This is a genomic window from Flavobacterium kingsejongi, assembly GCF_003076475.1.
Taxonomy (GTDB): domain Bacteria; phylum Bacteroidota; class Bacteroidia; order Flavobacteriales; family Flavobacteriaceae; genus Flavobacterium; species Flavobacterium kingsejongi.
This window is the reverse complement of record NZ_CP020919.1, coordinates 219,111-240,498: the sequence shown is the minus strand read 5'-3', so window position 1 is coordinate 240,498 and position 21,388 is coordinate 219,111. Positions and strand designations below refer to the sequence as shown.

Genomic DNA, 21,388 nt, shown 5'->3' with positions numbered 1-21,388 from the left:
CTTGAAATTTTCGGGTTATTTTTTTATCTTCGCACTCACATAACACAAATGCTTTTGGGCAGGGTGTCAAAAACGGCCTCGTGCAGTTTAAGAATGAGCCCCGATTGATGCAGAAGGCAACCCGGAAAAAAATGTTGTGTACATAATACTAACGTAACACCTATAATTATATGAGCCTGCAAGTACGAATAATGGACGATATCAAAACAGCGATGAAAGCAAAAGATACCGTAACTTTGGAATCGTTAAGAGCGGTAAAATCTGCTTTATTGCTGGCGCAAACAGAAAGTGGTGCGAAAGAAGAAGTTTCTGAAGAAGATGAAATCAAATTGCTTCAGCGTTTGGTAAAACAAAGAAAAGACAGTGCTGCAATTTACATTGAGCAAGGACGTCCTGATCTTGCTGAACCGGAAATAGCACAGGCTGCAGTAATTGAAAAATTCCTTCCAGCTCAGTTATCAGAAGCAGAAGTTGAAACAATAGTTGCTAAAATTATCGCTGACAATGGCGCTGCTGGTATGGCAGCTATGGGTAAAGTGATGGGATTGGCTTCTGCAGAATTAGCAGGAAAAGCAGATGGTAAAACCATCTCTACTATCGTAAAGAAATTATTGACATAAAATAAAGAGGCTTCCACCGGTAACGGTAAAGCACAATACATAAATGGCTGCGTAGTTCAACTGGATAGAATATCAGATTTCGGCTCTGAGGGTTGGGGGTTCGAACCCCTCCGCGGTCACAAAATGGGATAAAGAAGTTTTCTTCTTTGTCCCATTTTTATTTGGTTTAACTCAAGCTGTACTTAAAATGTATAAGTTCAAAAAAACTGAAGGCTATGTTTTTTAGTTAAAGTATATTCCTTTTTTCTACAAAAGTTAGAATTATCAATAATTACGCACCAATTTCTAATACCTATCCATCACTTTTAAGCCTTTTATAGTATATTGCAGTATCCCTTACTTAAAAAGCCTGCAACTGCTTATGAATATTATTACTGTTGTATTACTTATTATCGCCGCTGTGGTGGTCACTTTTATGGTGAGTATGGTAATTGACCCACTCTATGCACTGATTTTCAAAAAACCATTGTTCCTGCACTGGTATCCTTTTATAAACAAACTGCGCCACGAGCAACGCCAGATACTGCTACGTGAATTTCCTTTTTATAGGAAGCTTTCCGATAAGAACAAAGTCTATTTCGAACACCGAGTAAAAGCGTTCCTGTTGCACTACCGGTTTGTAGGGCGCGAAAACCTTGTGGTGACCCAGGAAATGAAAATTCTGGTTGCCGCGACCTATATCATGCTTTCCTTTGGCATGCGGCGGTACCTGATCAATGTCTTCCGTTATATCATCCTCTATCCGGGGACGTATTATTCCGTAAACACCCAACAGTACCACAAAGGCGAATACAGCCCTAAAAACAAGGCCGTTGTTCTTTCCTGGGCCGATTTCCTGTCCGGACTCCGGAACTCCAACGACAATATTAACCTCGGGCTGCACGAATTTGGTCATGCACTACACCTGAATGCCCTAAAAAGCAATGATACATCCGCCGCTATATTCACCGACGAATTCAATAAAATACTCCAATACTACAAAGATCACGAACTGCAACGCCAATTAGTAAGCAAGAATTATTTTCGGGAATATGCCTACGAAAACCAATTCGAATTCCTCGCTGTCCTGCTGGAACATTTCTTTGAAACTCCCGACACCTTCAAAAGTACCTTTCCTGAGCTATACCACAATGTAAAGACCATGATCAATTATGAGGGGGAATGAAATTCCCCCGTGGGTCCGTTGCACAACAACGGACCCACAACAACGGACCCACTTGGATTCACACGCATATGTTCCCAATACATCAAAAAAAATCCCGACAGCTTACTGTCGGGAAATATAGAAGAAGGATAGGGAATTTGGCTTCCCTTATTTATTTTTAAGCAATTGTTCCAAGTAGGCAATTTTGTCCTGTTCCGATTGCAGCAGGCGTTCGTATAACTTCTTGTTTTCGTCCACCATTTCAATAAGTTTCTCCAACGGATTAAAAGTGCTATTGTTAGCTGTTCCGATGTTCCAAGCATTGCTACTGCCGCCAGTTACGGTATTGTCATGAATATCGTTAAAGTAATTGATTGCAGCTTCCTCCGAGTAATTTTTGATAGCTTCCGGGGTTACGCCTAATATTTTTGCAATTTCCACCAATTTTTCTTCGTCAATCTCTTCACTTTGTTCCATTCGGCTCACAGATTGTTGGCTTGTTCCCAGTTTAATAGCCAAAGTGTCCTGGTTTATTCCTCGCATTTCTCGGATACGACTGATTTTACGGCCAATGTAATGTGGTGGTGTTACGGGATTTGTCATGATAAATAAATTAAAAATTTGGGATGTATAAGCCACTCATAACTTGGGGTAGTTTACACAATAAAAATACTATTTACTCGTAGGGGAATTACAAAAATACACTTTTTAATGTAGCCTGTGTGAAAAAAGTAGGAGATGGGAAGTAAAAGTTAGTAGCGGAATAAAAAGTAAGAGGGGAGAAGTGAGAAGGAAGCGGTAAAACGTAAAAGGTGAAATAGCCGTAGGCCCGTTGCACTGCAACGGCCCCACAACAACAGACCCACTTGGATTCACACACATATGTTCCCAATACATCAAAAAAAATCCCGACAGCTTACTGTCGGGAAATATAGAAGAAGGATAGGGAATTTGGCTTCCCTTATTTATTTTTAAGCAATTGTTCCAAGTAGGCAATTTTGTCCTGTTCCGATTGCAGCAGGCGTTCGTATAACTTCTTGTTTTCGTCCACCATTTCAACAAGTTTCTCCAACGGATTAAAAGTACTATTGTTATCAGTTCCGATATTGGTACCATCACTGTCTGTTATGGTAATGTCATGAATATCGTTAAAGTAATTGATTGCAGCTTCCTCCGAGTAATTTTTGATAGCTTCCGGGGTTACGCCTAATATTTTTGCAATTTCCACCAATTTTTCTTCGTCAATCTCTTCACTTTGTTCCATTCGGCTCACAGATTGTTGGCTTGTTCCCAGTTTAATAGCCAAAGTGTCCTGGTTTATTCCTCGCATTTCTCGGATACGACTGATTTTACGGCCAATGTAGTGTGGTGGTGTTACGGGATTTGTCATGATAAATAAATTAAAAATTTGGGATGTATAAGCCACTCATAACTTGGGGTAGTTTACACAATAAAAATACTATTTACTTGTAGGGGAATTACAAAAATACACTTTTTAATGTAGCCTGTGTGAAAAAAGTAGGAGATGGGAAGTAAAAGTTAGTAGCGGAATAAAAAGTAAGAGGGGAGAAGTGAGAAGTAAGCGGTAAAACGTAAAAGGTGAAATGGCCGTAGGCCCGTTGCGTTGCAACGGACCCCACAAAGATTTTACCTTGTAGATCAGTAACAAGAAGCAAAGATGACGTGACCAGAAGCTTAGGCAACGCGACAAATGGTTCCGAATCGCCGCAAGCTATTTCGACCAAAATAGATTTTACCTTTTACTTTTTACCTTTTACTCCAGTGTCCAGAAGCAAAGAAGGCGTGACAAGAGGTAAAGAAGGCGTGACAAGAAGCAAAGAAGGCGTGACCAAAAGCAAAGAATGCGTGGCAAGAAGCAAAGAAGGCGTGGCAAGAAGCAAAGAGTGCGTGACAAGAGGTAAAGAAGGCGTGACAAGAGGTAAAGAGTGCGTGACAAGAAGCAAAGAAGGCGTGGCAAGAAGCGTAGAAGACGTGACAAGAGGCGTAGAAGGCGTGGCAAATGAAACCGCACAGGGGAGTAGTCGTTAGATTGTGTAAACGTAGAAATTGATTTTAATTTGATTTGAGATTTTAAGGCTTAGCCAAAAAACAACAGATCATTAAGTATAGAATTTAAAAGAACTACATTTAAATAATTTAAAAAGAGCGGATTATGATCGAAGATGGTAAATTACCCAAAGATTTTGCAAAGCAATTTAAAAACAAAGAAGACTTCCATACTTTTTTTCAAGACCTGTATAAACAAGGCATTGAACAGCTACTCCAGGGAGAATTGGATGCTCATCTGGGATATGAGAAGCATAATATTGACGGATACAATACAGGCAATAGCCGTAATGGTTCTTTCTCAAAGAATATAAAATCAGAGACTTTGGGCAATATGGTCCTGGCTATTCCCCGGGATAGAAATGGTGAATTCGAGCCTCAGGTCATCGGAAAAGGCCAATCGATGAGTGAAAAGATTGAAGATGCTATTTTAGGAATGTACAGTCGTGGAATGACCCGTAGTGATATTGTAGAACAAGTTAAAGAAGTTTATGGGATATCAGTAAGTGAGTCCACGATTTCGACCATCTCTGATAGAATACTGGCTGATGTTGATTTATGGACTAAAAGGGCTTTAGAACCACAGTATCTGATTGTTTGGATGGATGCTGTGCATATGAAAGTAAGAACAGATGGGAAATATGAAAACCATGCAATTTACATTGTAATCGGACTAAAAACAGATGGTAAGAAAGAAGTATTAGGAATGTGGCTAAATAAAGAAGAGTCGGCTTCATTTTGGATGACTGTACTCTCTGACATAAAATCTCGTGGAGTAAAGGATATTCTCATTGCCTGTACAGATAACCTTACCGGATTTACAAAAGCTATCAGAGGTGTTTTTCCAAATACAGAATCCCAGCTTTGCATTGTTCATCAAATAAGGAATAGCCTTAAGTTTGTAGTAGTTAAGGATAGAAAAGCATTTTGCAGTGCAATGAAAGAAGTATATACTGCAATAAATCAGGAAGAAGCCGTTTTAGCTCTGGCTGAATTTAAAAAAAACTGGGAAGCAAAATATAAATATGCCGTTTGCTCCTGGGAAAAGAATTGGGAAAATCTCATGCCTTTTTTGGCCTATCCTGCTGAAATCAGGAAAATAATGTACACCACAAATACAATAGAAAACTTAAACAGGGGAATTAGAAAATATACCAAAACAAAAGTGCAGTTCCCAGATGAAAAAAGCGTCAAGAAATCAGTCTATTTAGCAATACAAAATTGTGAAAAAAGCTGGATAAATGCAATACCAAGCTGGGGATTAATCATGAATCAGTTCTTGGTCATATTTGGAGAAAGGTGTAATATTAAACACTAAGAACTGTTTACACAAAATTTCGACCAGTCTCACCGTATTATGGCGACCGTTTACGGCCCCCATTTTACTTTTTTTCTACAGATACTAAATACGCCTGTAGGCCCGCAGTAATACTACGGGCCTACAGCCTTTTACCTTCAATCGTTCACATATAGATTCCCTCTTTTATTGCTTGTTATTAGAAAGCAAATCCGAAATTTCCTGCCCGATAGCCTTAAAGTGTTTCACATCCGATCCTTTATACTCGTCAGCATCAAATGCCATGTTCACCATAGTTCCAGTAAGGGACACGTTAGGATTTGATTTGTTACCTTCGCTATTCCACTGTAGCCCGGTAGCTGTTTTTTCATAATTGGAGCCCAGGCCTTTGAGCAAAATCTTTTTTACCTGCTCCATTTTGTTGGCATCAAATTGCGCACTAAGGGCATACGAACCATTGGAATCCGCTATTGATACCGAATTGTGTGAGGTCCTCTGGCCATCCTTTTTGGTCGTAGTCGCTACATTTGTAGAGCTTTTAGAGCTGGTCTGTGCGCTCATAGCCATGCTGGCCAATAGAAATGCGCTTAAAAGAATTGTTTTCATAATAATTATAGTTTAAAATTAGTAATTGAATTTCGTTTCATTTTCCAGAATTTACCCTATAATGGGGCGTGTCCCTTTTGGAACAGCAGCCCAAAATAAGATTGGCGTCAGGGGGCTGCTATTCCAAAAGCGTCGGGCTGTTCGCGCTGCGGGGCAGCTTGCTGCCATCCCTCACGCGGGGCAAAATTACAGGTAAGGTATATGGATTATGTACAGGGAATATTGTTCTGTATTAGTGGGATGAAATAGTATTGGAAAGGGTTTCGGCGACTTCGACTAAGCGTTCTGTTGCCGCTTTCGAATTTAATTTTTTATCGATAGTGATCTTAAGCGAATTGGTAGTAAGCAGGAAACTGTAGGCAACACTATCCCCATTCCCTTTTTTCCACCATTGCAGGCTCTTGTTCGATTCTATTTTGTAGGTATTGTCCATAGTATCTGTCAGGAATTCCTGCAGTTCATGCCATTTGTTGGAATCAAATTCCGCTTTCAGGCTATAGGACAAATCCGATTCATGGACAGAAATCGTACTTCTTGAACTACGGCTACGGCTGGTGCTAACGTGCGAAGAAGAAGAGGACGAAGTCCTGGTGGTGGAAGTCGTCCTTCCCGATGCGGCACCATCCGCACTGGATGGGGGAGGCATCGTTACACCAGTTACATTCGGCGGTGTAGGTGGGGTGGGCGTATTGGGTGTTTTATACTGCGCACTCACCAGCATACTGAATACCAAAAAAGTAAGGAGGATAAAAAATCTCATGATACACTGTATTTAGTGATTAATATTAAATTCAAAACCAATCCCCCTGACACTGGGAATGGAAATCGTAGGGTCTTCATTAAAATATTTCCGCAAGCGGCTGATAAAAACATCCATGCTGCGTCCGGAAAAGAAATCATCGCTGCCCCATATTTCGCGCAGGATCTCATCCCGTTTTACCAGTTGATTTTTATTGGCATACAGGTATCGGATCAATTGCACTTCTTTGTCTGTAATCCGGTGGGTTATTTTTTCGTGTACGAGCGTGTGATTGGCCGGATTGAACAGATAACTGCCAATGGGCATCGGGCTTTCGATATCCTTCACAGGAGTAGTCTTCTGGCTGCGTTTCAGGATATTCGTAATCCGTAAAATCAGCTCGTCGACTTCAAAAGGCTTGACCACATAATCATCGGCACCCAGCTTTAGCCCTTTTATCTTGTCTTCCTTCATCCCTTTGGCGGTTAGGAAAATGATAGGCGTATCCGGATTTTCGGCAATGATCTTCTCCGCCAGGGTAAAACCATCCAAATGGGGCATCATCACATCAAAGACGCAAATATCCGGATGGGCAGTGCCAAACATCGAAAGCGCTTCGCGTCCATCCTTCGCCCAGCTTACCTGGAATCCCGAGATCTGGAGGTATTGCTTCAGTACAGAGGCATAGTCAAAATCATCTTCGGCTAAAAGTATGTGTTTCATGGTAATGGGATTGAGAGGGTAAATAAAGCACCTTTGCTTTCTTCACTGCTTACAGTGACCGTTCCGTGGTAGGAAGTGGCAATCTGGTGGATGTAAAATAAGCCCAGCCCGAGGCCTTTCGTCATGTGGATGTTTCCTTTTTCGACCCGGTAGAATTTATCAAATATAGCCGATTGCTCCTTTTTGTTAATGCCAATCCCATTATCCTGTACCGTAATGTGAAAAGCAGGACCGGACGTATGGATACCAACATTAATTTGTGTAGCCCCATATTTTACCGCATTGTCCAGCAGGTTGATCACCATCGTGCTCAGGTGGAATAACTCAATAGGAAGTTCCGGTACAGGGGGAACAGGAGTATAGTTAATCTGGATATCGGGACGGGAAAACTGAAAGTCCTCGATAATCTGTTTTAGGCTGTTTTCATCTGTAATGAGGCTCTCTGCTGTTGCCGATGGGGTTCGGGTTACCGATACCTCTGCTACCTGGCGGAACAACTTCTGGAGGCGTTCATTCTGGCGCTCGATCAGTGAAAGCGTATGCTCAAAATCGGTTTTGGACATTTCGCTCTTTTTTCGGGTTACTGTTTTTATCGCAATATCCATGGTAGCCAGTGGTGTCTGGAATTCATGGGTGATGTTATTGATGAAGTCCGTTTTGATGTCGGCAATTTTCTTCTGGGAAATCAGGCTTTTAATCGACATATAGAACAGGCAAATGACAATGAGTACCAACACTATCGAAAAGACAAGCAATCCTGCCATTTGGTTGATGATCTTTTTCTCCCAGTCTTCAATACTGTAATAGCGTTTGGTTTTTATTTCAATATTATAATGTTTTTTTATACCCTTGAGCGTATCGTCACGAGTTGTAAAAGCCGTTTCCCACCGGCCTTGACCGGAATAGATTTCATCTTTTTCCTTTCCCGCGCCGCCCAGCAGCAATACTTTTCCGTTCAGGAGGGTGTCCATTTTTCCATCCTGCCGTACAGTGGCCGAAACCATATAGATAGAATAATCTATTGCATATTTCTTTTCGGTTTTATTCTTTTCGATATAGGCTGCCATGAGTTGGGATAACGTATCCCGATTCTTTTCAATCAGGCGTATATAATCTGCTTTGGTAGTCTTATTTTTCTTATAGGCTTCTATAAAACGCTCTGAAGCCGATTCGGAAATCTCCAGGATAGAATCCCATTCTTCCGTGTTCTCCAATTCCTGCAGCTGTTCTTTGACGACAGTATTGGCTTCTTTTTCTTTTAGCTTATAGGTATTATAGATAAAGTACCCCTGTATAGTGGCCAGTGCCGCTACAGTGATAATGCATCCGATGCTTAAGGCTAAAATTTTCTTCTTCATTGTTTTTGTTTTTGGACAACCCTACAGTTGCCGGAATAGGCTAAGGAATACTAGCAGTGACAAAGCTAACAGATTCCAGAATACTGAGCGTGAAATAAAAAAGGATTAACCCTCCGTTAACCGAATAGGATCGGGGTACACTTTGCGAAAGGCTGATTTTACACGAAATTTCCATCGACTGTTATTTTGTAAGGAAGACTGCTGTCCTTGTTTCATTTGGGTTTAACCCATCATTAACCCATCATTAACCCGCAGGTACAAAGGCTTTATGGAAATTTGTTCCCAACAAAACCCTAACCATGAATAAATATATCCTTTTTTTAGTACTCTTTCCCGTTGCTGTTTTTGGGCAACAAGTAACCCTTTCGGGAAAGATAGCCGATACGGCAAAAAAGCCTGTAGCCTTTACCGAAGTTGCCTTATTGCAGCCTTCTGATTCCCTGGTGGTAAAAGTGGTTACCGCTACCGAAGAGGGTACATTCGTCCTGGACGAAATTCCTGCCGGAGCCTACCTGTTGCGTGTGACTACGATCGGTTATGATGATTATTATGAACAAATTGACTTACAGCAATCCCTCGTATTACCGGTGATTGTACTCAAACAACAGGCAGAAATGCTGGATAACGTAGAGATCAATTCCAAACGGCCTATCGTAAAGCGCAAAATCGACCGCCTTGAATTTACGGTTGCCAATAGTATCCTTTCGTCCAGCAATGCCTGGGAGATCCTAAAGAAAACCCCGGGAGTTATAGCGGGAGGCACTGGGGCTATTGCTGTCCGGGGGAGTACGAGCATACTGGTAACGATCAATGATAAAAAAGTATACCTGAGCGGAGAAGAACTGAAGCAGTTCCTGGAAAACACGAGTGGGGAAGACATACAGTCCGTAGAAGTGATTACCAATCCGCCTGCAAAATATGAAGCGCAGGGTAGTGCAGTCCTGAATATCAAAATGAAGAAAAACAATATGCGGGGGTATAAAGGAACCGCCAGTGCCGCCTATGTACAGTCCATGTATCCTAAAGGCATTGTGGCTACCAGCCACTATTACAAAGGGGAGAAGTTATCCGTTTCCGGGAATTACAGTTTTGGTAGTGGTACCTATTACCGCCAGGGGGAAGATGTGGTCTATTACCTGAATGCCGAAGGGCAGCCGGATTCCGAGTGGAAAAGTATTATGAACCGTAAAAACAAAGCCCTGGCACAAAACAATTACCGGCTCAATCTTACCTATGAGATTGACAGCCTGAATACGGTGAGCCTGGGCGGAAATGGATTCGTAAGCCAGAATAATCACGGGAATTACAATGTCCCTACGGTAATTTACAATGGCAGCCAGCAAATAGACTCCATGTTTGTTACCCGCAACAGCCGGTATAATCCCCAGCGCAACAATTCTTTTAATGCCTCTTACGAGCATGTGTTCGCACCAAAGGAAAAAATAAACATCAACTCCGATTATACCCGTTACAACCGCAGTGAAAACCAGGACATCCGTTCCGATTTTTCATTACCCGATAGCGCGCCTTACCGTACGACGCGTTTCCTAAGTGACAATACCAATAAAATAAGGTTGTTTTCGGTGCAGGCAGACTACAGTCGGGAAAAGGAAGGGATCTTCGAGGCTGGAGTAAAATTTGGAACTGTCAAAGCGAATAGCAGCCTGGACTACCGGGATGATATCGATGGGGCATTAGTCCTGAATCCGCAACGGACGAACCGTTTTTTATATGATGAATCTATTTTTGCCGGTTATGGAAGTTACAGCCGCGAATGGGGTAAGTGGAGTTTTAAAGCCGGCCTTCGCGGTGAATACACCCAATTGGAAGGTAATTCGGAAACCAATAATGAAACCAATACCCAGCATTATTTTAAATTGTTCCCAACATTGTATGGTATGTATAAGATATCCGAAGGCAATGATTTAGGGATTTCCTACGGAAAAAGGATCAGCAGGCCACAATACAGCTGGCTGAACCCCTTCCGGTCCTATTATAATTCTTATTCCTACTTTACCGGGGATCCGAAATTACAACCGGCGATAATCCACAACATCAGTATGCTGTACACGCTTAAGAGTAAGTACAATTTTGACCTCTATTACCGGAATGAAAAAAATCCATCCATGGAAATTTCATACCAGGATTATGCGACCAATACTGTCGTCTATCATTATACTAACATTGATAAAAATAGCGCCTACGGATTGGATTTTAATACGAATCTGGAATTGTTTGCCTGGTGGGATTCGGGAATCCAGGGAAGCGTTAGCTATCAGAAAGACCAGTTCCAGGGTATTGATGGCGGATTGTATACCAATGCGCGATGGACTTATAACGGGAGTGTCAACAACCGGTTCACACTGAATAAAGCGGCAGGCCTTACGGCTGAGGTAAACTTCTACTATGCTTCCCCGGCAGTACAGGGCACCTTTACCATAAGCAGTACGTCAAGCCTTGGTGCGAGCCTGCGCAAAGTGGTGTTGAAAGGAAAAGGAGAGTTCTCGATGATCCTGTCGGATCTCTATAGGGGAGAGAAGCAAAAGGTGACGACGAATTATGCCAATCAGTACAATTATTTCTACGATTATAGCGATACGCGCAGTATCCGGTTGGCGTTCAAATATAATTTTGGGAACCAGACCTTAAAAGGGCAACAGAATAAAGGGAAGACTGAGGAGCAGCAAAGACTTTAATACAAAGCAGTGTAGTGAACTGTTTTGAGCATCCGGATCAAGCGGATGGAATAAAAAAATCCCGGTTCAGAGGAACCGGGATGAGTATATTACCAGCTGGTAATTCTTTTTAAACCTGCGATGGTTTCCAATTGGTTTTCGGCTTTAAAAACATAACTGCCGGCAACCAGGACATCCGCTCCGGCTTCTGCTAATTCTTTTGCGTTTTTATCGGTCACTCCACCATCAACTTCAATCAGGGTTTTTGCCTTGTTACGAGTGATGATTTCCTTGAGTTGACGTACTTTTTTATACGTATTTTCAATAAAAGACTGTCCGCCAAAACCAGGGTTAACACTCATCAGGCAAACGACGTCTACATCGTTGATGATGTCTTCGAGTACATTGACAGGCGTGTGGGGGTTAAGGGCCACGCCACTTTTCATGCCTTCAGCCCTGATGGCTTGCAGGGTTCTGTGCAGGTGGGTACAGGCTTCATAATGCACGCTAAGGACATTGGCGCCCAGGGCAGCAAATGTTTTGATGTAACGATCCGGATCAATGATCATCAGGTGTACGTCAATTGTTTTTTTAGCGTGTTTTTGTATGGTTTCCAATACGGGCATACCGTAGGATATATTGGGTACAAATACGCCATCCATAATGTCGATATGGAACCAGTCGGCCTCGCTGTTGTTGATCATTTCAAGATCGCGTTGCAGGTTACCAAAATCGGCTGCAAGAACAGAAGGAGCAATTAAAGTATTTTTCATTGTTTGTGTGTTGTTTTTGCAAAAGTACTATTTTCAACAGTTTCTGGACTAATTTTTTTATAAATCCCCCGAATATTTCATCCCTCATCAGGAATCGGTAAGGATTGTAAAAAACAAAACTCCGGTAATCAGCCGGAGTTTCAATCATCAATCAAAAAACGAACAGTTAGAAACTGTTGTTGTCTTACATATTTTTATCCTAAATAGGTTTTTAGGATTTTACTTCTGGACGTGTGTTTCAGTCTTCGGATCGCCTTTTCCTTAATCTGGCGCACACGCTCCCGGGTAAGGTCAAAAGTTTCACCAATTTCTTCAAGTGTCATTGGATGCTGGTCTCCCAGTCCAAAATACAGGCGTACTACATCCGCTTCACGAGGTGTCAATGTTTCCAATGCACGCTCAATCTCGGTACGTAGTGATTCATGAATCAGCTCGCGGTCAGGATTTGGTGATTCCCCGGAACGTAAAACGTCATAGAGGTTTGAATCTTCTCCTTCTACCAAAGGCGCATCCATAGAAAGGTGACGGCCTGAGTTTTTCATACTCTCCTTAACATCATTCACGGTCATGTCAAGCTCTTTTGCAATTTCCTCAGCAGAAGGTGGACGCTCATTAGATTGCTCTAATAACGCATACATTTTGTTGATCTTATTGATAGAGCCGATTTTGTTCAATGGAAGACGTACAATACGGGATTGTTCGGCCAAAGCCTGAAGAATCGATTGACGAATCCACCATACCGCATACGAAATGAATTTAAAACCACGGGTTTCATCAAAACGCTGTGCAGCTTTGATCAAACCTAAATTTCCTTCATTGATCAAATCGGGTAACGTTAAACCCTGATTCTGGTATTGTTTCGCTACAGAAACGACAAAACGAAGGTTAGCTTTGGTTAATTTCTCCAAGGCTTTTTGATCTCCGGCTTTGATTTTCTGTGCTAATTCTACCTCTTCGTCAGCGGTAATAAGGTCAACTTTTCCAATTTCTTGTAGGTATTTGTCTAAGGAAGCAGTTTCACGGTTCGTTACCTGCTTGGTAATTTTAAGTTGTCTCATCTAAGAATCTCCTCAATTTTTTAAGTATTCAGGTAGTTATACGTAGGGAAGGGAAAAAAAGTTACACTAATTTTAAATTATTTTTTTAGAAGAGATTATTACTCTCAGTATCCAGCTTCTGAATATAGTAGTCCACCTTCTTCCGGGCCTTGTTAAAGAACAGTTTACGGTCTTTGGTGCCGGATAAATTCAGGGATTTGGAGTTTTTAATCTGGTGTAAAAAATAATCGGAAGCATTCCGGGTTGTAGGCTGATCTTCGGTAATAAAATACCCCAACATCGTATACGGAATAAAAAGAGTGCTTTTTTCAGCATGGCTAATCAATACATTATTGTTCAGGATCAACAGCTCGTTGTAGTACAGATGGTAGCGCGCATCATTGCGGCTGGATTTTTCTTCTACCAGGTCCAATAGCAGCTGTACTTCTTCATAAATCAATGTGGCATTTGCCGCAGTCAGCAATCCGGATTCAAAGAAATAACAGATTTGTTGTAAAGTACTGTTGATGGTCGTGTCATTCCATATTTCACTCACCCCTACATTTTCATAAACGGAGTTGAGCTGGGTACTGTATTCCTGTAGGGATCTGGGTAAATGAAACTTTTCAAAGGATTCCTGTTTTTTCCTGTCGATGAGTAAATTCAGCCATACATACAGTTTGAATTTTGATAAGAGTGTGCCTCCAATGGTATAAAATAAAGGAATGTCCTTGGCGGAATAAAATAAGGTGGCCTGGGGGGAGTCCTGATAGTATTTCAGGTAGTTGGCCGATTGTTCAAAATACAGCACCATATCGTCAAAGGAGTGGATTTCCTTAGTTTTTTCCACCAGTACTTTATTGGCATTGCCAAAAACAGCATCCATCGAAAGCCCGTAATGGTGGCATAATTGTATGGTTTCCTCAATCGAGAATTTGCTTTTTTGGGCTATCCTGCGGTGTGCAGCATCATAGCTGATACTTAGTATTACGGCAATTTCATCAATCAGGGAAGTCTTGCTGTTGAGTTGTTTGCGGATGGTTTTTAACAAAAGTTACTGATAGTCCATTGATTTGCGATATTCACAAATATAGAAAATTTAATACTCGTTTTACACCATTTTGATTTTGGAAAACGGCTTACGTTTGTTGGAGTAACCTTAAAGAAAAATAGTATGAAAACACAATTTTTAGTAGTTGTAGCGCTGGTCTTGGGAATCTAAGGATTCTCACAGGAAACCATCACAGTGTCGGATAGCCTGGAACAGGAAGTAGGAAATGCCACTTTATACACCGGGGGAGTTGTAGTCCCCCGGGATAGTACACGGTACTTTAGCCTTTCTCCTATTTCCAGAAGGGTGAGTAGTGTTAATGGACTGGCGCTTGGTATTGGCCATTTTGAAAATCATAGGATTGCCTGCCAGGAGGTCAATGGGCTGAACCTGGAAATTACTCCTATAGCCGCAATAGTCAATGTTGTTGCTTTTAACCTGCCTATTGAACTGCTGGTAGCCGGTATTTATGAAGGCCCGAATGCGAAGCTTTTCTTTGACTCGCCCGACCGGACTTATATTCGTGTCGATGGCGTGAACCTGAGTGCCGGAGGTTTTATGGGAGGTGCCCAATGCCGGGGTGTGAATATTAGCGTGTTTACTTTTATGAATGAAATGAAAGGAGTGTCTTTTAGCCTGGAAGCATTTGGGGCTACTACTTTTAGCGGGGTCAGTATTGCAGGGCTCGGTAATGCCTGTGAATATGGTACAGGAGTACAGATTGCCGTTTCCAATCTTTCCCGGAATCACAAGGGCGTACAAATCGGGCTATTTAATAATTCCAAAAACCTGAGAGGGATGCAGTTTGGATTGTGGAATACCAATGGAAAACGGAAGTTGCCCTTTATCAACTGGCAATTTAAAGAAGCGGTCAAAAAGAGTAAGGCATAATATAAAAGGAAATATGTATTTTGCACTTTTTTACTATAATAGCTTTCACCAATACCGTACTTAAAATGAAAAGAAAAATCCCGATGGGACTTATTGTATTCCGGTTGCTCTTAGGGCCGATCATGATTTTTTTAGCCTGGAACTATGGAGATGCCGTTCGTTTGCTGCTGGTGGTATTGCTGTTCCTGGGGATACTTTCAGATATTTTTGATGGGATTATTGCCCGGAAAGTGGGAGTTGCTACCGTGCAGCTGCGCCGGATGGACAGCCAGAGTGATGTGGTTTTCTGGGCTTGTACGTGTTATTGTACCTGGTTGCTTAATCCTGATCTCATTGGGGAGCATAAACTGCTGTTGTGGATTGTGTTTAGTATGGAAGCGTTGACCTATGTGTTCAGTTACCTGAAGTTTCGAAAAGAAAATGCAACACATGCGATACTATCGAAGCTATGGGGCATTACATTGCTGGCGGCTTTTGTATCGATGATTGGTTTTGGCTATGCCGGGCTGCCTTTTATATTGGCAGTGGTCTTTGGGATTATCTCCCATATCGATGTGTATCTTATTATCCTCTTGCTGCCAAAATGGACAGTAGATGTCCCGAGCTGTTACCATGCCTATCTGATCCGTAAAGGGATTCCGTTCCGGAAACATAAATTGTTCAATGGCTAATCAGAGTGTTTTGTGCCATTGCTCTAAATTAAAAGCCCCATTTCATAGCGATGAAACGGGGCTTTTGTGAATTAACCTTGTAAGATAATTATTGCTTTGGAGCTTCTTTTTTCTCCTCACGTGGAGGTCTTGGAAGCAACGCTTTTCTGGAAACTTTCTCTTTTCTGGTTTTTGGGTCAATACCAAGGTATTTTACTTCAAATACATCACCCATGTTTACCACATCGGATACATTTTCAGTTCTTTCCCAAGCCAGTTCAGAAACGTGAAGTAATACTTCATTTCCAGGCGCTTTTAAATATTCTACTACAGCACCAAAATCAAGCATTTTGATGACTTTTACTTCATAAGGGTCTCCAAGTACCGGTTTGAATGTAAGGGAGTCGATTTTGTTTAATACTGCCTGGATTCCGTCCGGATCAGTACCTAAGATTTCAACTTCACCCTGCTCATTCACTTCATTGATTACAATGGTAGTACCTGTAGCTTTTTGCAATTCCTGGATTACTTTTCCACCTGGACCGATTAAGGCTCCGATGAAGTTTCCTGGAATCGTTACTTTGATGATTTTTGGAGCATGTTTCTTAACGTCAGTATTTGGTTTGTCTAATACTTCAATTAATTTTCCAAGAATATGAAGACGTCCGTCACGAGCCTGCTCAAGGGCTTTCTCCATGATCTCATACGCCAATCCGTCTATTTTAATATCCATCTGGCAGGCAGTAATACCATCTGCAGTTCCGGTTACTTTAAAGTCCATATCCCCTAAGTGATCTTCATCTCCTAAGATATCGGATAATACAGCCCATCTTCCTGTTTTTTCATCAGAGATCAGTCCCATTGCAATTCCGGATACTGGTTTGATCATTTGAACTCCTGCATCCATTAATGCTAATGTTCCAGCACATACGGTTGCCATAGAAGAAGAACCATTCGATTCCAGAACTTCAGAGACAATACGGATTGTGTACGGATTTTCAGCAGGGATCATGTTTTTCAAAGCACGTTGTGCTAAGTTACCATGACCTACTTCTCTTCTGGAAGTTCCTCTTAGTGGTTTTGCTTCACCGGTAGAGAAAGGAGGGAAGTTGTAGTGAAGGTAGAATTTCTCTTCACCTTGTTCTGTTGGAGAGTCGATTTGATTCGCTTCTCTTGATGTTCCAAGTGTTACTGTAGCCAAAGCCTGAGTTTCACCTCTGGTGAATAATGCAGATCCGTGAACAGAAGGAAGGTAGTTTACTTCACACCAGATAGGTCTGATTTCGGTAGTTTTTCTTCCGTCAAGACGTAATCCTAAATCCAGGATCACATTCCGAACCGCTTCTTTCTGTGTTTTGTAGAAATATTTCCCTACAAGATCACCGTTTTCAGCCAATTCTTCTTCCGTGAATGCTGCTTTTACTTCTTCTTTGATTTCAGCAAATTTCTCTGTTCTTTCCTGTTTACCAGTTCCGGCAGATGCTACAGCGTAGATTTTATCATAAGAAGCCTGACGTACTTTTTCGTAAACAGTTTCGTCACTGCGTTCTTCATCATAAGATCGTACGATGTTTTTTCCAGCAATAGCTTTCAGTCTTTCCTGAGCAGCAATCTGAACTTTAATCGCTTCATGGGCAAATTTAATGGCTTCCACCATTTCCTTTTCTGAAATTTCTTTCATTTCCCCTTCTACCATAGCGATAGAATCTTTTGAAGCTCCAATCATCATGTCGATGTCAGAAAGTGCCAATTGTTCTCTGCTTGGGTTGATAACGAATTTACCGTCGATGCGTGCTACGCGTACTTCAGAAATTAAAGTAGCGAAAGGAACGTCAGACAGGGCTAATGCAGCCGAAGCAGCAAGTCCTGCCAAAGCATCCGGCATTACAGAATTGTCATGAGACATTAATTGAATCATAACTTGTGTTTCCGCGTGATAGTCATCCGGGAAAAGTGGACGCAATACACGGTCTACTAATCTCATAGTTAGGATTTCATTATCACTTGGTCGTGCTTCACGTTTGAAAAAGCCTCCAGGAAAACGTCCTGCAGCGGCAAATTTCTCACGGTAGTCTACGGTAAGGGGTAAAAAGTCAATACCAGGGCTCGCTTTACGTGCAGATACTACAGTGGCCAACAACATAGTGTCGCCCATTTGTACTACTACAGATCCGTCCGCCTGCTTGGCTAATTTTCCGGTTTCGATTGAGATGCTTCGTCCATCTCCCAAATCGATGATTTCTTTTGTTACGTTAGGAATCATAAAATTTAATTCTTTGATTATACAATGGGTTTCAAGTTGTGTTGTGTAGTTGTTGTGTGTAGTTGTATGAAACCCAATGAAAAACCAAACTTTTTCAGTCAATAGTTGTTAAAATAAAAAGAGGCGCGTACGCACCTCTTTTTATTGATATTATTTTCTAATATTCAATTCTTTGATAATCTCACGATATCTGTTGATCTCTTTCTTTTTAAGGTAGTCAAGAAGACTTCTTCTCTTACCTACTAAAAGTACCAGGGAACGCTCCGTGTTATAATCGTGACGGTTCTTTTTCAAGTGCTCAGTTAAGTGAGCAATTCTGAAAGTGAAAAGTGCAATTTGTCCTTCTGCAGAACCAGTGTTTGTAGCCGATTTTCCGTGTTTAGCGAAAATTTCTTCTTTAACTTCTTTAGTTAAGTACATGCTAATATTATTTTAAATGATTATTATGTAGTGAATAAGGATATCCTATTCGGGTGCAAAAGTAATCTTATTTTTTGAACCTGCAAATAAAAATACAAGTGAATCTATTCATTAGGAGGATGCAGGGCTAAAAAAGTTTGGCTATTTCGGCATTTACAAATTCTAAGAAGCGCTCATCGGACTCGTCAAAAGTATCGGCAATGTTAGAATCGATATCGATTTGGCCAATATTTTCCCCATTGACAAATAAAGGCACTACAATTTCGGATTTAACCGAAATATTGCAGGAAATATAATTGTCCTGTGCACTAACATCCGGCACCACAAAATTCTGGTTGGAGATTGCCACCTGCCCGCAGATGCCTTTCCCAAATGGAATTATAGTATGGTCTGTTGGTTCCCCGGCATAAGGGCCCAGGATTAGTTCTTCCTTATCGCCATTCTTAAAATAAAATCCAACCCAGTCGTAGTAATCGATATTGTCTTTTAAGAGATGGCAAACCTGTAATAATTTCTCTTCGCGTAAGGTGTTACTATGATGGAGTATGTCTAAAACCTTAGGGCGTAATTCTTCGAAAGTCATGATGTATCTTTTTACAAAAGTATTATATGGAACTGTATTTAATTGCATAAATTTGTTAAAAATAAAATAGTGAAAGTATACCTCCGAAAATACCGGCTTTTTTTTATTTTCCTGGTGTCCCGTCCTGAAATAGCGATACAAAAAAAAACTCAATTATGTCTAAAGAGAAAAATTATGTAAAGCGAACCCAGCGAGATTACAGTATGTCTCTCAAATTGCAAATCGTCCATGAGATTGAACGAGGAGAGTTATCTACACATGGAGCTTGTAAAAAATATGGTGTGCAAGCACGTTCAACAGTTGTTAGTTGGCTTAGAAAATTTGGTAACTTTGATTGGGAAACCCAAACCCCATCTCAAATGGCTAAAACACCTGAACAGCAAATCATGGAACTCGAAGCTAAAGTTACGCTTCTTGAAAAACAGAAAGCTCATCTGGAGCAACAAGTTAATTTTACGGATAAGAAAGCTATTATTTTTGATATGCTTATTGATATTGCAGAGAAAGAATATAATATCGATATCCGAAAAAACTCATCACCCGAACAATTGTCCTATTTAAAGAAGAACAAAAACAAACCTTAGGTTTTACCTGTAGTTTGTTCGGGATAGACAGGCAGGTCTATTATCGTAGCATTAAAAGAAAAATCTTAAAGCAATCAAAGTCTGAACAAGTCATTCTTATGGTAAGAAAGATTAGGATGAAAATGCCTCGTATCGGTACGAGAAAGTTGTATTATTTATTAAACCAGGAGCTTAGAGCATTGAAGATTGGAAGAGATATGTTTTTTAATATCCTCAAAGTAAACCATCTGCTAATATCTCCAAAACGGAGCTATCATATTACGACTAACTCATATCATCGTTTTAAAAAACACAAGAATTTAATTGAAAACTTAAAAATAATACGTCCTGAACAGGTTTGGGTATCCGATATTACATACATCGGAAAAAGAAGTAAGCCCTGCTATTTAAGCTTAGTAACAGATGCATATTCAAAACGGATCATGGGATTTAATGTAGCTACTAATTTAAATGCCGAAAATAGTCTTAAAGCTTTACAAATGGCTCTTAAGAGCAGGAAAAATAGTTGTTTGTCGTTAATCCATCACTCAGATAGAGGTATACAATATTGTTCTGATGAATATCAAAAAGTGATACGCAAGACTAAAAACCTGCGCTGTAGCATGACTGAGTCTTATGATCCATATCAAAATGCGGTCGCTGAAAGGGTAAATGGAATATTAAAACAGGAGTTTTTAGTAGATAGGTATAATGATCAGCAACTTAATATTATTAAGTTAGTAGTTAAGGAATCTATACAGATTTATAATCTAGTAAGACCGCATTGCTCTAATCATATGCTTACTCCGATGCAAATGCATCAGCAAAAAGAAATAGAAATGAAAACCTATAAAACAAAAAACAGAAGTAACCATGAAGCTACTTCTGTCTAAAAAATGTACTTTTATTATTATTAATCCTGTATTGCTATTCTAGGACTAGACATGGTCAAATTTTTCCTTGTGTATGGCGTGCTGCTACTGGTGTATAATTACTATTTACAACACTATGATGCCGCCAGGAATGAAGTGGACGGCTTCACCGTCATCGTAGCCACACAAACCAAAGAACTGTTATCTTTCTTTGATGTCGACGCCATGATTACTGCCGATCCCTTTGCTCCCAGTGTCAGGCTCTTTATCCAGAAGTATTATATCGCTAAGATTGTAGAAGGCTGTAATGCGATCAGTATTATGATCCTGTTTGCGGCTTTTATCATTGCTTTTTCAGGACGCTGGTATAAAACTGTCGTCTTTATAGTATTTGGTATTTTAGGGATCCATTGTTTTAATATCCTCCGGATTGCCCTTTTGGGGATTGCGTTGTACCGTTACCCGGAATATACCAATATGTTGCATGGCGTGGTATTTCCGTTAGCCATCTATGGCGCTGTATTTCTACTATGGTATTTGTGGATTGCTAAATTCTCTGATTTTGCAGGTGATGGGAAATAAAATACTAAAACTGGCTTTACTCGCTCTGGGAATTATAGCCCTGGCCTGCGTAAGGATATTTGAAGACCGTCTTTTTTATGATCCATTCCTTATTTATTTTAAGTATGATTACCAGCATCAGGAGTTTCCGGACTACAATGGTATGAGATTGTTTTGTGGGCTTGTCTTTCGCTATGCCCTTAATATGATACTCTCGCTTTTTATTATCTATGTCCTCTTCCGCGATCGGGAAATGCTCAAAGTACTCGGGGTTTTATATGGAATCCTGTTGGTACTGCTATTGATGGGCCTTTTTGGATTGCTTCATTTTTCAGGAAAAGAGAATGCACTTGCCTTTTTTTACATCCGCCGGTTCCTTATACAGCCTCTCTTTGTCCTGCTTTTTATTCCGGCACTTTATTTTCAACAGTATGCCGGGAAGAAAAATAACAGTCTTTAACCGTTTTAATCGGTAATTTTAAATATTTTTGCAGC

The 21,388-nt window shown here is 40.7% G+C and carries 23 protein-coding genes and 1 tRNA gene; 12 read left to right on the top strand and 12 right to left on the bottom strand.

The genetic code is table 11. The annotated features are described in order from the left end of the window. The first annotated feature begins 170 nt into the window (after positions 1-170). From FK004_RS01120 to FK004_RS01110, 3 genes are all read left to right on the top strand, one after another. On the top strand, positions 171-620 hold the full coding sequence (locus FK004_RS01120; RefSeq protein ID WP_108735585.1) for a GatB/YqeY domain-containing protein: 450 nt from the start codon (positions 171-173) through the stop codon (positions 618-620). A 45-nt stretch (positions 621-665) separates the two neighbouring features. Then, positions 666-739: transfer RNA gene (locus tag FK004_RS01115), tRNA-Arg, on the top strand. A gap of 242 nt (positions 740-981) precedes the next feature. Further along, positions 982-1,785 carry a zinc-dependent peptidase gene (locus FK004_RS01110; RefSeq protein ID WP_108735584.1) on the top strand — a complete coding sequence of 268 codons (804 nt, stop codon included), beginning with the start codon at positions 982-984 and terminating at the stop codon, positions 1,783-1,785. Between the two features lie 147 nt (positions 1,786-1,932). On the opposite strand, the gene FK004_RS01105 is transcribed toward FK004_RS01110, so the two are convergent. Next, positions 1,933-2,367, bottom strand: a complete 435-nt coding sequence (locus FK004_RS01105; RefSeq protein WP_108735583.1) for a helix-turn-helix domain-containing protein — start codon at positions 2,365-2,367, stop codon at positions 1,933-1,935. Positions 2,368-2,725: 358 nt separating this feature from the next. After that, entirely contained in the window at positions 2,726-3,154 is a 429-nt protein-coding gene (locus tag FK004_RS01100; protein ID WP_108735582.1) for a helix-turn-helix domain-containing protein, read from the bottom strand. 293 nt (positions 3,155-3,447) lie between these two features. Here FK004_RS01100 and FK004_RS01095 point away from each other — a divergent pair, with 293 nt between their 5' ends. Continuing rightward, positions 3,448-3,813 carry a hypothetical protein gene (locus tag FK004_RS01095; RefSeq protein ID WP_108735581.1) on the top strand — a complete coding sequence of 122 codons (366 nt, stop codon included), beginning with the start codon at positions 3,448-3,450 and terminating at the stop codon, positions 3,811-3,813. Positions 3,814-3,937: 124 nt separating this feature from the next. Continuing rightward, positions 3,938-5,149 (top strand): IS256 family transposase, encoded by a 1,212-nt coding sequence (locus FK004_RS01090; protein WP_108735429.1) that lies wholly within the window; start codon positions 3,938-3,940, stop codon positions 5,147-5,149. A gap of 165 nt (positions 5,150-5,314) precedes the next feature. Here the strand turns inward: FK004_RS01090 and FK004_RS01085 are convergent, their stop codons facing one another. The 4 genes from FK004_RS01085 to FK004_RS01070 form a co-directional block, all read right to left on the bottom strand. Beyond that, on the bottom strand, positions 5,315-5,734 hold the full coding sequence (locus tag FK004_RS01085) for a hypothetical protein (protein WP_108735580.1): 420 nt from the start codon (positions 5,732-5,734) through the stop codon (positions 5,315-5,317). A 232-nt stretch (positions 5,735-5,966) separates the two neighbouring features. Then, entirely contained in the window at positions 5,967-6,494 is a 528-nt protein-coding gene (locus tag FK004_RS01080; RefSeq protein WP_108735579.1) for a hypothetical protein, read from the bottom strand. Positions 6,495-6,506: 12 nt separating this feature from the next. Next, positions 6,507-7,196 (bottom strand): response regulator transcription factor, encoded by a 690-nt coding sequence (locus FK004_RS01075; RefSeq protein WP_108735578.1) that lies wholly within the window; start codon positions 7,194-7,196, stop codon positions 6,507-6,509. Continuing rightward, a complete protein-coding gene (locus FK004_RS01070) occupies positions 7,193-8,554 on the bottom strand; it encodes a sensor histidine kinase (RefSeq protein ID WP_108735577.1) in 1,362 nt (453 codons plus the stop codon). The genes FK004_RS01075 and FK004_RS01070 overlap by 4 nt, the downstream gene beginning before the upstream one ends. Positions 8,555-8,853: 299 nt before the next feature. Between FK004_RS01070 and FK004_RS01065 the strand changes: the two genes are divergently transcribed. After that, positions 8,854-11,250 carry a TonB-dependent receptor gene (locus FK004_RS01065; RefSeq protein ID WP_108735576.1) on the top strand — a complete coding sequence of 799 codons (2,397 nt, stop codon included), beginning with the start codon at positions 8,854-8,856 and terminating at the stop codon, positions 11,248-11,250. Positions 11,251-11,339: 89 nt separating this feature from the next. On the opposite strand, the gene rpe is transcribed toward FK004_RS01065, so the two are convergent. The 3 genes from rpe to FK004_RS01050 form a co-directional block, all read right to left on the bottom strand. Next, on the bottom strand, positions 11,340-12,002 hold the full coding sequence (rpe, locus tag FK004_RS01060) for a ribulose-phosphate 3-epimerase (RefSeq protein WP_108735575.1): 663 nt from the start codon (positions 12,000-12,002) through the stop codon (positions 11,340-11,342). A gap of 194 nt (positions 12,003-12,196) precedes the next feature. Then, positions 12,197-13,060 carry a sigma-70 family RNA polymerase sigma factor gene (locus FK004_RS01055; protein WP_108735574.1) on the bottom strand — a complete coding sequence of 288 codons (864 nt, stop codon included), beginning with the start codon at positions 13,058-13,060 and terminating at the stop codon, positions 12,197-12,199. Between the two features lie 85 nt (positions 13,061-13,145). Further along, a complete protein-coding gene (locus FK004_RS01050; RefSeq protein WP_227871650.1) occupies positions 13,146-14,090 on the bottom strand; it encodes a hypothetical protein in 945 nt (314 codons plus the stop codon). A 195-nt stretch (positions 14,091-14,285) separates the two neighbouring features. Between FK004_RS01050 and FK004_RS01045 the strand changes: the two genes are divergently transcribed. Both FK004_RS01045 and FK004_RS01040 read left to right on the top strand, forming a co-directional pair. Beyond that, positions 14,286-14,981, top strand: a complete 696-nt coding sequence (locus FK004_RS01045) for an LA_2272 family surface repeat-containing protein (RefSeq protein ID WP_108735573.1) — start codon at positions 14,286-14,288, stop codon at positions 14,979-14,981. A 65-nt stretch (positions 14,982-15,046) separates the two neighbouring features. Then, complete coding sequence (locus FK004_RS01040; RefSeq protein WP_108735572.1) at positions 15,047-15,652, top strand: CDP-alcohol phosphatidyltransferase family protein; 606 nt, start codon at positions 15,047-15,049, stop codon at positions 15,650-15,652. A gap of 88 nt (positions 15,653-15,740) precedes the next feature. On the opposite strand, the gene FK004_RS01035 is transcribed toward FK004_RS01040, so the two are convergent. The 3 genes from FK004_RS01035 to FK004_RS01025 form a co-directional block, all read right to left on the bottom strand. After that, positions 15,741-17,894 (bottom strand): polyribonucleotide nucleotidyltransferase, encoded by a 2,154-nt coding sequence (locus FK004_RS01035; protein WP_108735571.1) that lies wholly within the window; start codon positions 17,892-17,894, stop codon positions 15,741-15,743. Positions 17,895-18,044: 150 nt separating this feature from the next. Further along, positions 18,045-18,314, bottom strand: a complete 270-nt coding sequence (gene rpsO, locus FK004_RS01030; protein ID WP_108735570.1) for a 30S ribosomal protein S15 — start codon at positions 18,312-18,314, stop codon at positions 18,045-18,047. 127 nt (positions 18,315-18,441) lie between these two features. Continuing rightward, positions 18,442-18,897, bottom strand: coding sequence for a GAF domain-containing protein (locus FK004_RS01025; protein WP_108738706.1), 456 nt, complete (start codon positions 18,895-18,897; stop codon positions 18,442-18,444). Between the two features lie 155 nt (positions 18,898-19,052). Between FK004_RS01025 and FK004_RS19360 the strand changes: the two genes are divergently transcribed. Genes FK004_RS19360 through FK004_RS01010 form a run of 4 tightly spaced genes read left to right on the top strand, consistent with a single transcriptional unit; the run spans position 19,053 to position 21,353 of the window. Further along, on the top strand, positions 19,053-19,481 hold the full coding sequence (locus FK004_RS19360) for a hypothetical protein (RefSeq protein ID WP_227871586.1): 429 nt from the start codon (positions 19,053-19,055) through the stop codon (positions 19,479-19,481). A gap of 14 nt (positions 19,482-19,495) precedes the next feature. Next, positions 19,496-20,353, top strand: coding sequence for an IS3 family transposase (locus tag FK004_RS01020; RefSeq protein ID WP_262497642.1), 858 nt, complete (start codon positions 19,496-19,498; stop codon positions 20,351-20,353). Between the two features lie 51 nt (positions 20,354-20,404). Then, positions 20,405-20,914 (top strand): exosortase family protein XrtF, encoded by a 510-nt coding sequence (xrtF, locus tag FK004_RS01015; protein ID WP_108735569.1) that lies wholly within the window; start codon positions 20,405-20,407, stop codon positions 20,912-20,914. Further along, a complete protein-coding gene (locus FK004_RS01010; protein ID WP_108735568.1) occupies positions 20,904-21,353 on the top strand; it encodes an exosortase F system-associated membrane protein in 450 nt (149 codons plus the stop codon). The genes xrtF and FK004_RS01010 overlap by 11 nt, the downstream gene beginning before the upstream one ends. The last annotated feature ends 35 nt before the right edge of the window (positions 21,354-21,388 follow it).